This is a genomic window from Aquimarina megaterium XH134, from assembly GCF_000520975.1.
In the GTDB taxonomy this organism is placed as follows: domain Bacteria; phylum Bacteroidota; class Bacteroidia; order Flavobacteriales; family Flavobacteriaceae; genus Aquimarina; species Aquimarina megaterium.
The window spans coordinates 56,674-70,066 of sequence record NZ_JACB01000005.1 but is presented as its reverse complement, the minus strand read 5'-3'; the positions used below and the strand labels follow the sequence as shown (position 1 = coordinate 70,066).

At 36.4% G+C, this 13,393-nt stretch carries 3 protein-coding genes; all 3 read right to left on the bottom strand.

What is annotated here, in order from left to right; genetic code table 11:
- Positions 1 to 104: 104 nt before the first annotated feature.
- Genes Z053_RS0106270 through Z053_RS0106260 form a run of 3 tightly spaced genes read right to left on the bottom strand, consistent with a single transcriptional unit; the run spans position 105 to position 13,365 of the window.
- Positions 105 to 6,467 carry a T9SS type A sorting domain-containing protein gene (locus Z053_RS0106270; protein ID WP_035095299.1) on the bottom strand — a complete coding sequence of 2,121 codons (6,363 nt, stop codon included), beginning with the start codon at positions 6,465 to 6,467 and terminating at the stop codon, positions 105 to 107.
- 9 nt (positions 6,468 to 6,476) lie between these two features.
- Complete coding sequence (locus tag Z053_RS0106265) at positions 6,477 to 8,585, bottom strand: fibronectin type III domain-containing protein (protein WP_025664183.1); 2,109 nt, start codon at positions 8,583 to 8,585, stop codon at positions 6,477 to 6,479.
- Positions 8,572 to 13,365 carry a hypothetical protein gene (locus Z053_RS0106260; protein ID WP_035095295.1) on the bottom strand — a complete coding sequence of 1,598 codons (4,794 nt, stop codon included), beginning with the start codon at positions 13,363 to 13,365 and terminating at the stop codon, positions 8,572 to 8,574. Before Z053_RS0106260 ends, Z053_RS0106265 begins: the two co-directional genes overlap by 14 nt.
- Between the last annotated feature and the right edge of the window lie 28 nt (positions 13,366 to 13,393).

Below are 13,393 nucleotides of genomic sequence, written 5' to 3'. Positions count from 1 at the left end.
ACTAATGTGTAATATATACCCGGTAATTTATATCATAAAAAACAAAGCCGCTTATTTCGATGAAACAAACAGCTCTGTTCAAACCTAATTATGTTTTTTCTTTGTTATTCTATGACCAATTTTCTCACCTGGCTCGCAGATGAAGTTTCTAATAGAACAAAATATATTCCTGATGGTAATATCGACATATCATAGTCGAATGTATAAGTATCATTGCCTTCTCCCGATTTCGAATCGATAAGGGTATTATTAATCATATTAAAAATCTTAACGCTAATAGGTTGTGATTTTTGTAAATCTACTTCTACTTTAAACCTTCCGTCTGTAGTAGGGTTTGGATATACCAGATAGTCAATAAAACTCTGGATATCCGGATTTCCTTCTCCTTCACCTTCGTTTTCAATTTCTTTTTCTACAACAATAACTGTTTTTGTAGTCATAGCAGTACATAACCCACGATAAGTTTGTAGTGTAATCTCATATTCTCCTGGAGTCTCAAAAATCGCCTCTGCATAATTATCATCTTCATAAGTTACAACGGCTTCTTCTGGGAATATCCAATCTACATTATCTGGTATTGGATCACTGTTATCTACAATAACAAATTTCTCTCCTACAAACACCTGAGTAGAAGCAAAAAAGTTAGCTGTGATATCTTCTGTAGAACTATCTATAAAAATGCTATCAGACCCAACACATCCTTTAGAATCGGTAACAACTACCTGGTAAATACTTGACTCACTTACTTCAATAACAGCATCTGTGCTGCTATATCCATTTTCTGAAGTCCATAGATACGTTGCATCGGGGTCTGTTATCGTTGCATCTAATACAATACTTTGGTCTTTACATAATGTAACATCTTCTCCTATATCAACTAGTAACGGGGTCGGGTTATCCAGAACATATTCTCTTGTGATCCGACATCCTTTAGCATCTGTAATACTAGCAGAATATGTACCAGCACAGATATTGGTTAGATTCTTTCCTGTCTGCCCATTACTCCACTGGTAACTATATGGAGCAGTTCCTCCTAACGTTTCTAAGATAATAGTACCATCACATCCTTCATAGCATGTAGGAATTGTTTGTGAATGATTTACATTTAATGCTTCTGGGGCAATCGTAATAACTTGGTTTGTAACATAACATCCTCGTTTATCTGTAACCTCGACGCTATATGTACCTCCTACAACATTTTCTATTCTATCGCTAGTATTTCCTGTATTCCATAAATAGGTATAAGGCCCTGTTCCTCCTTCTACCTGTGCTATAATTGTCCAATCTTCTCCATCTCCACAATTTTTAAAATCTACATCTAATTTTAATCCTAATTCTTTGGGTTCTGTTAGTGAAAAATCTGCACTAGTTACTCTGACTCCCATGGCATCGGTAACAATAACATTGTAGTTTCCTGATGTAATGCCTTCTAATAAAAAACTATCAGAACCAACAACGCTATTCTCATCGGCATCAAACCATTGATAGATATATTGTTTTGTTCCGCTAAATGGTGTACCTCCTTCTGCTCTGGCATTTAAACTACCTGTAGCATCTCCATTACATAAAATCACATTTACCTGTTTTATTTCTACTTTTAAGATCGGAGGATCATATACATCAACATCTGGGATATGCAAACTACATCCATTAGCATCGATAACCGTTAAAGAGTACTTTTCTGATCCAATGTTACTAAGCACATTTGTTGTAGAACTTTGCAATACATTACCAGAATCTCTCCATTCGTAACGATAAGAAGGGGTTCCTCCTGCTATATGTACTGTTATACTCCCATCTCGTGCTCCGCTTGATGAAGGATTCACTCTAATAATATCTCCATTAACAAATAATCCTGGGGGTTGATTAATCTCAATTGTTTTTGTTATCATACAGTTATTAGCATCGGTAACTGTTAGTACATAATTACCAGCCTGTAATGAAGATAAGTCTTCGCTATTCTCTCCTGTGCTCCATCTATATGAATATGGTTCTACCCCACCTTTAACCGTTATGTCTATACTTCCATTAGCATCTCCTCTACATAACAAATGAGTTACTTCTTGATCAATATCTAGAGCTTCGGGCTCTTCTACGGTATAAGTATCATCATGTGTATTTCCATTGGCATCGGTTACAATAACTGTATAGGTTCCGGCACCAACGACTGTGGTTTGTGGTGTTGTAAAAAGAATATCTGTTGGATCTTTTTGCTCATACCATTGATATGTATAATCTCCTATACCACCCTGCGTAGTTGTAGATAAAGGTACTACTGTATCTTCTCCATAACATTGAACTCCTTCATCTTCTGATAATGGCACAATAGCAACTATCAATTGATTAGGTTCTGTGATTTCCCGGGTTATTGATATACTACAGGCATTAGCATCGGTAACCACTAATTCGTATCTTCCAATCTGAAGTGCATTAATATCCTGACTCGAAGCTGTGTATGAAGGGTCATCCAAGTTTTTCCATGCATAACTATACGGAGTTGTTCCTCCTTTTACCTCTAAGGATATGCTTCCATCTCCCGCTTTAAAACCTGTTAAATTAACGGCCACAACATCATAAATTTCTAATGCAGCATCGGGCTGTTCGATAGTAACAGCTTCACTAAGGGATGTTGTACATAGATTATCGTCTATAACGACTACTTCATAAGTACCTGCTGGCATGTTTTGCAAGTCTTCTGTAGTAGCTTCAAAATCCGGATCCTCAACTTTTGTCCATCTATAAGTATAAGGCAGGTAAGCTCCTGTTCCTGGATCTTTTGGACCTCCTTCTACTGTGATATCAATAGCTCCTGTTGTATCTCCATAACAAAGAATTTTTGTAGAAGCACTGCTAAGTTTAACGACAAGATCTTCTGGTTGAGTAAGATCGATAGTAGCCTCTGCAGTAGCTCCTTGAGAATCATTGGTTACTACTTTATATTTTCCTGCTTTTAACCTCTCTAACCGATCAAGCGTAAGATCTGTATTGATAGGAACATCTCCGCTACTTTCTATTTTATACCATCGATATTCAAAATCTGCAGGGGTTGATTCTATAGGATATCCTCCCTCTACGGTAGCTACAAGTTCTCCCAAAGCATCATCATGACATAGGATAGGGTTTTTTATCTCTATCTTTACAAACATAGGAAGAGGTTGTTTTACTTCAAAAGTTTTTTCGACCACACAACTATTTGTGTCTTGTACAGAAATTGTATATATACCATATGATAAATTATCTATATCTCTGGTTGTTTTGATAAAGCTTACGTCTCCTTGTTTACTCCAGCTATAGGTATATGTTCCTACTCCACCGATAACATCATCCAGAGTAATACTACCATTAGTACCGTTTACTGTCGTTGCATGTACAATTGATTTTGCCGTAACAATAATTTCATTAGGTGATGTTAATGTAACGGTTTGAGGAGTTGAAATTTCACAACCATTAGCATCTTTTAACCAAATAGTATATGATATTGCTTCTAATCCTTCTATGGTTAGATTGGTCAAATCATCCTCTGAGATATACGTCTTTTTATCATCTATAGAAAAATAATAAGGACGAGTACCTCCCTGAGGTTTAGTAAAGATTTTTCCATCCTTACCCGAAAAACATGAAACATTTTCTGTTTTATCTATTATCAAAATTAATTCTTCTGGTTCTCCAAATTCTTTAGAAGTATCTGTAGCGGTATACCCATCCTCTACATGAACATTATAATTGCCTGCTTTGATATCTGAAAGCGTATTAGACTCTTCTCCTGCTATTGGTCTACCATCCTTATACCATTGATAGGTATAACTTAAAGATCCTCCCTTAACATCCGCTGTCAATGTTCCTACTCCATCATAACATGGTATAGGAACTGTTTCTTCTATGGTAACAATAAGTTCTCCCGGTTCTTCAACTGATATAGCTAATGATCTTACCTCACAACCATTATCATCTTTTGCAATAGCTATATAATCACCTGCTTTCAAACCTGAAATAGATGTGCCTGTATTAGAAACAGGAGTTCCGTCTTTCTCCCATGTTATAGTGTAATTTGGCTTCCCTCCTGTTACATTAATCTCTATTGCTCCCTTGTTATCATTAAAAACTTTATTATGAACCACTTTAACAGTCTCGATATCGATCTTAGCGGGCTCATCTATAAGCTGCCTACCAGATATATCTGAATCACAGCCAGTTTCATTTCGATCCCTTACTCTAAAACGATATCCTGATATTGTATTGGCGTCTAATGCAAATACATTACTGTCTTGCCACACTGAAGTTGTTGCTCCTGTCCATAACGCATATTGATAGGATCCAGAACCTCCACCCGCAGCTGTAATGGTTACTTTGGCTTTATCACCATTACATAATATGGGTTGAATATTGATATTGGTAATAGTAATCGGTAAAGGGACATTATCAAATTTAATTCCTGTTTGCTCTGCCCTACCAGATCGGTTATCGGTAATCACCACATCATAATTACCCTGACCTCCTTCAATAGAAGCACCTACTCCATAAGCATTACCATCTTTCTTCCATGAAATGGTATAAGGTGGATGCCCTCCTACCAAATCAATCACTTCTAGTATTCCGTCGATTGCTTCTGAACAACTCGGATCTTGTTTTTTTATTTTGAATTGTATCGGTAAGGGATCTTCTATTTTTGTAAACGTATATCGTTGTTCACAACCATTGGCGTCTTTATATTCGATCTCATGCGTCCCTTTTGGTAAACTCAGAATATCAAAACCATTGGCACCAGCTCTTTGTGTCTTTGTATTAGTAGATGACCCATTAATAAAAATGGTAGCATCATAATACGCACCACTACCATCTGTTTTGGGCGTACCTCCCCATACTTTTTTTACACGAATACTTGCATCTTCGGCTTCAGGTTTTCCAGGAGGCACAATGACACCTTCTTCATGCTGGATTTGTGTAGCCTCATTTATTGTAATATTAGGTTTAGAAACTACACAATTACCATTTTTACTTACCCACACCGTGTAAGTAGCAGGAGGTAAATCCTCTATAAGAACACCAGACCCCGTAAAACCAATCCAGTCTGTTCCATTTAAAGAATATTGATTAGCACTACCTGAAGTTACATTTATTTGTATTTTACCACCTTTATCACTATAACATCTTTTATGAGTTGGAGATGCTGTAAAATTAATTGCAGGAGGGGTTTTTAATTCAAAAGTCTTATCGGCTCCTGTATTGCAATTTTCAATTAATTCTCCATCAAGAGTCCCACCCGTAACGACCAGAGTATAATCACCTGCTTCCAAATCTGTCGGTGTCCAGGTATATTGTTTACCAGAAAAATCTTTACTCTCAATAGTTTTATTTTTATCGGGAATACCGTCTAATCGTAAAGCAAAATCCATCGTTTCATTCGCTTTCAATGCCCGATCAAAAGTAATCGTAAAACCACCATCTTTACTACCTGAGCACGAAGGGTGTTTTTCTTGTATTGAAACTACCTTTGGTAAATCTGGCAAATACACAATAGTAAGTTGATTAGAGGCACTTCCATTTCCACAATCTGGATTAATCCTTACCCTCATATTTTTTCTTACCACTTGATTACGATCTGCTGCATTGGGGTACAGATCACTTAGGGCTAAGGCAATATTAGGTTGCCCGATTTTACTAGTATTTCGTATAGGTCGCCATCCATAATCCACCTCTTCGGTTAACGGACCTGTAGCCATATAATTGTCTAAGTTTTGTTGAGCTTGATTTCTTCTTCTAAGTTGTGGTCTACACCATTTCACATTGCCTTCTGTAGCTATACATTCATCCAAAAGTTCTTGTGCTTCTTGTAATTCTCCCTGTAGCCGAACAAGAGTACTATGAGGTACAGTCCTTTTACCCACAATATCAAAAAATTCCCACTTATAAATACTATTTCCTATACCAAAACCGGTAGTAGCCTGAATATCTACAGCACTACTCTTGCATATGTGATAGTTGGTTGTAACATCTTTACCATCTTTATACGACAAACTTATTTTGGGAGTTATTGATATAGTAACAAAACCAGGGAAATCTGGATGATAAATTTCATCTTTCTTTTCTCTCGGAATATTCTCGTATCGCTTTTTATTCGCACAATATTCTCGAATATTAATTACTCTTTCTTGTAATCTACCAGTTATTTTACAACCGCTAAATTCTGGTTTTTTATTTTTCTTAGTATCAAACTGTATTGCAACAATTTTATTACTTGCTGTAAATTCCTTCTTATGATTATAATATCTTTTATAAAAATTGTTATAATCAAAAGGGATTACCTCTCGACTTCCATTAGCATATATTAAAGTTACCTTTTGTATCCCTGGAGAACCACAATCCTTTCCTGCCAAGCCAATATATCCATTAATATTCATCACAAAATCTTGTGCATGTATCATGGGTGCAGAAATCAAAAGTGCTAAAACTAGTACTATCCTTTTCATATCTTTTCTTTAATATTCTACTTCAATTTTTTTAATTGGGGATTTCGCCCTCGAATCAAATACTGCCTGTAATAAATAGGTGTATTTTGTATTTACGGTGAGTTGGTGATCTGTAAATTTGGTATCTGTATTCGAAAATATTTTATATCGTGTAGGTTGTTTTCCTTCTTCTGCTTTGTATAATAAAAACTCTTTAACTCCTTTTGCAGTATATCTCCAGTTTATCCCTATTTGTCTTTCTTCACGGTTTACAACTGCGACAAACTTATCTATTTCTGGTTTGGATTTATTATCCGGTAAGCTAATCGTTAAAGGAGTTACCGGTTCTGACTCTAATCCAGATTCATCCATGGTTACCAGGGTATATAGATAGGTTAACGCAGGTATTGCAGTGACATCTTTATACTGATTCTGGGGGATATCGGTTTCTGACACCAACTGCCAGGGGGATTCTTTTCCTTTTTCTTTACGATACACCAGGGTTTTTGAAGCATCAATACTACTACTGGTTATCCAATGTAATTCTATTACTCCTTTATCTGCACTAAATGATTTAAAAACTGGTTTTGTAGGTGGTATGATATCAGGTTTTTTAAGCGCCACTACTTCAGAAAACCCCGAAGGATTATATCGTTTATCAAAAGCCTGAACTTTATAATAGATTTTATTGTTCAGGGTTTTTATGTTTATCGTATCTACAATGTTATTTTGGGGTATCGTACGAAAAGTAATCTGTGTAAACTCTTCATTTTCGAGATTTGCTCTAAACACACGATATCCCAAAAAATCGGGTTCGGTATTAGCATTCCATTGTAATCGTACTATTCCTGTAGAGTCAATAACACCAGTAAGTCCAAAAGGATTAGCTGGTGGTGTATCATCGACAGGCTGTACCATCTTTGGAAACGATACTCGTTTTGTACCGTCTACTCCAACTGCAGTTATTGTAAAGTAATTAATTACACTTAAATTTTTGAACTCTAGACTTCTTGTGGTCTTAGCAATATCAGGAATCACTATCTGGTAGTTATCTTTGATAGCATCTGATCTGTTTAATTCGAAATGACTCAGGGATTCTAATCCTTCTTCGGGGAATTCCCAGGTGATTATTGCCGTGGTATTATCAGATTGTAACTTTGCCTCTTGTATTGCCGGATTATATTCTAAAGCTTTTTTACCAACTCCAGCAACGGTCTTAGAAGGAGGGCTTATTTGCCCAAAGGGCGATATTCCTTTTATCCTATACCGATATTCCTTATCATTTTGTGGTAAACTATCAATATAAAACATACGATCTGTAGTCTTTTCCTCTTTTTCACCCATATTAATTATGGGTACATCACTTACAGGTATATACGTAGTACCATTATCTTCTGATCGTTCTATAATATAATTATTATAATAGTCTGCCAATGATGTAGAATTCCAACTTAGTAGCACACTTTTATCCTTAAATATTCCAACAAGATCTATTGGTTGTGGTAATTCGATATAATCTGATAGTCCAAGGTATACTCCCCCATGTGCTACACTCATTTTTTCTTCAGGGATAGCTGTCTTAATATTGTAAAGATATCGCTCATCGGGTTTTACATCTGTATCTATATAGGCCAATCCAGAATACTTTGCTACTTCAAAGTCTTGATCTGCTGCATACAATGCAAAAGAGAAGCGTTGCTCCATAGCGTCAGACAGGTTCACAATACTCATCATATCATTACCTCCTTCTTCCAGTTCTGCATCAAAGTCATCTCCATAAATAGCTTGTGCTGCAATAGCTGCATAATCATTCTTACTGGCAAATTCTTCCCATGCTGCTAGTGGTTTAGGCAGTATTGGTCTTGTTGTGATTTTTTTTATTTCTGGTTCTCTAAGAATTTCTCCCGCTCTCACAATAGTTTTACGTTCTATTGTGAATCCGTATTTGTTAGCATATTTCCACGCTGTAGGGGTGGTAACTGCCCATCGCAACATAATGGCTTCTTTGGTCACCCTACTAATCACCTGTACCGATGGAGGTTCATCTCCAATAGGTTTTTGACACCATATCGGGAACGATAACAGCAATACTATCCCCAGGAATACCTTTTGCATCGTTTTGGTTTTACTTATCTCCATACTTGTATGATATTATATCACTACCTCTATGTATTTGCCCGGGTAATACATATTGCAATTTGGTTTTGTAAGTCTCTTTTTTCATTATCGGAAATGGCCCTACTACCAGATCTCTATATTGCTGCATAGTTTCCCAGGGAAGATTCGAATTTGTTAATTGATATCCTAAGTCAACATAGTCTCGATAGTAATATAGAGTTAAGTCATAACGATATGGATTATATGTTCTAATTCTGTCATTAAGATCGTTCTCCAGGTATGTCAAATACCATGACTGTGGCTCCACACCTTCTATAGGAGGAACACCTACTTTGGTGACATCTCTTTTTACCGTAATGCTATTCCCTATCGGATAATTTTCATAAAGCAAAGGTCTAATCTCTTTTTTATAGTATGTATCATTATGAGTGGCTATTGCCTTAATTAAAGAAGTACCGCCCGAATACTGATTCCCAGCTAATTCTACCATATCAAAAGGCTCTATTGGATCTATTTGTGATACAAGAACCATCCCATAAGGTTTTGTAATAAGGTCATACAAGTCCTGATGTGTATTCATTGCTTTCATCTTTTTCTTAAAAGTGGTATACTCACTTGTTCCAAAATCATAGGTCAATAACTCTCGTTCCTCTCCCTGGGTAACCACTCCTTCAGCTTTTCGGGTTCTTATTTCAACATCATTTCCAGATTCCTCATCCCCTAATTCTGTTTTAGTATAGGATTCAGTTATATTACCCGAGTTATCCTCTTTAGGAGGAATCAATTTAATCTCCACATGATATGCTGTTTGAGTACTTATCGTTTCCGGAATAGCATAAGTAAGTTGTTTTTTGCCTGTATTATATGCGAAGTTTTCAACCAAATCTTCTCCAGAATCAGCACTCATTGTCATATTTTTATTCCAATTAGGTACAGGATCGAATAGGTATGATTGTCCTCGTTTTAGGTTGATATATCCAATGTTGTATTCTTTGGCAAAGAAATTCTTTTGCCCAAGTACAGGATACATATATTCGATATTATGTAATGGAATTGTTTTTGGTGCTTCTCCTGTAGTAAAACTAACTTCTTTGGTTTCTGTAGAAACACTTCCATTTTCTTTGATGATCTGCCATTGCCCATTTTTATATTCTTCAAAATGTAACTGTACAAATGCTTTGAGTTGGGTATTTGGCGGTAATATTTCATGAGAATAGAATACGGCCATATCATTATTGTTGCCCCATTTTATTTCTCCCTGAAGTAATTGCCCTTCTTTGCTTACTTCAAACTTATCCATAAGAATACGGTACTTTTGATCTCCAGAATCATCTGGGATTTCAAATACTTTGTTTATTGGCATATTAAATACGACTTGTGGTGCAGCAAAAACATCTACATCTACCGAACTCTCTTCTGGGGTCATATCCCCTATAACTACCATACCATCAAGTACACCTCCTTGTTCAATTTCACATTTATCTCCAAGTTCTATTTTAAATCTGAAACTTCCTTTGACCAGGCCTCCTAGAATACGATAACGACCTGCTAAATATCCTTTAAACCATGCCGGATTTGGGAATCGGGATTGCATTAGTATAGCTCCTCCTCCATTAAAAATGGATACTTTCTTTTTAAATCCAAATACTTTTATTTTCAATCCTACTTTTCCTTGCATATATGCATAGGATTGCCCATTAGCATACCAGCCATTCATTCCTATTTGTTCTGAAGAGCCTTTACAATGTGCTTCTCCATAGTCTTTAAGCATAAGATCAAATCCTATTCCCGCATCAAATCGTGCATAGAAAATCAAAAACCTAAGATCTCCTGTACTCACACTTACGCTAGATCCAAACGCTAGCCCTTTACCTGCCTTAAGGGAGTTAAGGTCACGTGTATAATCTAATTTTGACGCATCTACTCCTAAAAGGTTGGCTACAATATCAGGTGGTGGCGGGCTACCTGGGATATTATCTCCCGACATGAAGTAGCTTTTTGTTTTCATTTTAACAAACCCCAGATTTAGTGCTACTCCTATAGGGTCATTAGGAGTTCCTATCAAAATATGCCACTCGTTTGGATCTACATAAAAGTCCATCCACCCTGCTCGTCCATTGTCTCCAACACCTTCGAGGATTCCGAAAAGGTTCACATATACCTCTGACGTAGAATGAAAAACATCATTTACAAAATCATAACCGATAAATACATCCGCTGTAATTGCTCCGTCGGGAGTAAATGGTGGTTCTCCATCATATCCTACATTACTGGCAATATCACTTAACTGATCATTAATTGCATCATAAAAATCAGATGGTAACGAAGCAATAAGCCTGCCATGGCCTTTCATATATATTTCCTGTAACCCTCCTGATCGTAAAAATGCCATCCCGAACTCTACCGTTGCATTAAAAAGATCTGGTGATCCTGCTGTGATAATCCCTACCGAGGCTTTCATTCCAAAACCATTCTCATTATAGGGTTCATAAATTACTCCAGAGCTAGATGCTCCTATCTGAGTGTATTGTGCATCTTTCTGATTTGTAGTCCCGGCCATCTTCATACGGTTATAGAAACCTCCTCCAAACGCATTAATCTCAAACCCGGGAAAAATAGGAATCCCTTGCGGTAAAGTCACACTAGCATCTGCGTACCAATATCTAAAACTATCGGTCTTACCAAACAAAGCTTTGGCTTCTACCTCTAGTTTCATTCCTGTAGTAAACTTGGCTCCTACCGCCCCGGCAAAACCAGTACCATAAGTTGGGTCATCTTCAAAAATAAAGATGGCTCCTTTTAGCTCCATTCCTGCCACAGACATTTGCAAGAAAATTCGTTCGAGGTCTATGCCATCATATTTCCAGCGATCTCGTCCTTCACTTTGATCTAAGAGCGCATTAATTTTTAGTTTGGCTCCTCCACCATTAGCTCCGTCTCCTTCTGAGGTAAGGTTGATATTAAAATCAAAAACAAGTGCTGCTTTATTATCAGAAGGGGTTTCTAATCCTATTTCATTAACCGTTAAAGGGAAATTAGCAATTTTCATTTCTCCTTTATACCCAAAATAACCAACCGAAAATTTTGGAGATTCGGTTTGTATGACCATTTCTTCAAATACAATCCCTTTAAAATCGACAGTCTTATCTTTTTTAGTATCTGTTGATGTGCTTTCTTCTTTTTTTAACCCGGATGCAATATTTATGGATCCATTTAAGCTTGCTTTAGGCCGAAACTTATCATCTTTAACTTTAAGTTCTATATAAGATTCAGGAGTTAAGGTTACTTCAGCATTCCATACATCAAAATTAATATCTTCGGTATTAGATACACTAAGAGTATATTCATCGGGTTGGATCATTGCAGTATAATTTACCTTATCGACTTCGGATACAGGTAATATGATCTGTCCCTCAAACTCTCCTCCTTTCAGCTTATTTACTTCAATATCCAGTAAAAAGTGATCTAATGAAAATGCCCATCCCGAAGCTGATCCTTCGTCTAGCGTGAGAATATTATCTCCTGTAAACTTGCCAGTTACTCCCTGACCATCAATAATCAGGTTATGCGCTCCAAAAGCAACTCTTTTATCATTATTTTGTTTCTCGAATGCTTTGGGTAAAACAACTTCTAAATCTTGTACATATACTCCTCTCCACAAATTGGGGTTCTCAACGTAATATGTATTTAGATATCCCGATGGCATCGACTCGTCATTACGTAGATCACTAAAATCCAGTACTGCATTTTTTAGTTTAAAGGTAGTGCCCTTTGCTGCTCCTGTGATCCCAAACTCGGGTAATGAAATGTTGACTACCATATCATTCCAATCTTCTGCTACTATTTTAAAATCACTATCAACATAGCCTGTTTTCTTTTTACCGTTTTCATCTACAGGAAATAATAATCCATCGGTGAATTTGATATTGGCATCTATTCCAAATTCTTTAAAACCAAAACAGTCAATCAACGCATAAGTACCTGGTTCTTCGAAACTTCCTTTTAAAGTAAGTAGAATGGCACCACTATTAAGATTCATGGTATATTGCGAAATTAGATGTAATCTGGCATCGCCATCTATCCCACCATCATGAGATAGTTTGATATTAGATGCTCCTAAAATCAATACATCTTTTTTATTTTTTGTTGTGGTGGTTGTTCCTTCTGCTGTGGTCGTCGATGTAGTTGTTGTTTCTGGTAATTCTACCCTAAGAAAAACTGTAAGTTCTGTATGTGCTGGCTTAAAAACGGCTTTGGCGATCCCAACGGTATAGGTTACATTACTAATAGTTACCGGTTTTATCGCAACAGGTAGTTCTTTTAACTCATCATTAGTAAGTTCTTCAATATATTTCTTTGTATTATCTATGGTTTCAAACACACCATTGGCTATCTCAAGCCAATTCTTGTCCTGTTCGGCATTAGGTCCATTAAACTGAAAACCTTCTGTAACCTCAAAATCAGATATTTTTTCCTTTACTATAGGGGTATCAAATTTCTCGAGAGATTTAAATTCTCTAAAGGTTTTAACTGGTTGTGCTGGTGCTATTTTGGTATTGGTAACCGTGGCATTGTTATGCAAACTATCCTTAACCGGTTCTGCCTTTTCCTTTTTTGTATCTTCTGTTTTTTTCTCTGTAGCATATAACATGTCATTTGCCAACAAACTTGTTGTAGATAAACAAAGACATAATACTAATGCGAATCGTAGTACTTTATTCATAGGCTCTGGGGCAAAATTATCTTTTAAAAAATGTATGTTTACAGGTTTTTCTATTTCTAACCCATTGTTAAAAAACATAGTTATTTTATAAGTTGATTAACATTAT

Coding starts and splice junctions, on each gene's coding strand:
- Z053_RS0106270 (WP_035095299.1), bottom strand. CDS start 6,467: ATGAAAAGGATAGTACTAGTTTTAGCACTTTTGATTTCTGCACCCATG.
- Z053_RS0106265 (WP_025664183.1), bottom strand. CDS start 8,585: ATGGAGATAAGTAAAACCAAAACGATGCAAAAGGTATTCCTGGGGATA.
- Z053_RS0106260 (WP_035095295.1), bottom strand. CDS start 13,365: ATGTTTTTTAACAATGGGTTAGAAATAGAAAAACCTGTAAACATACAT.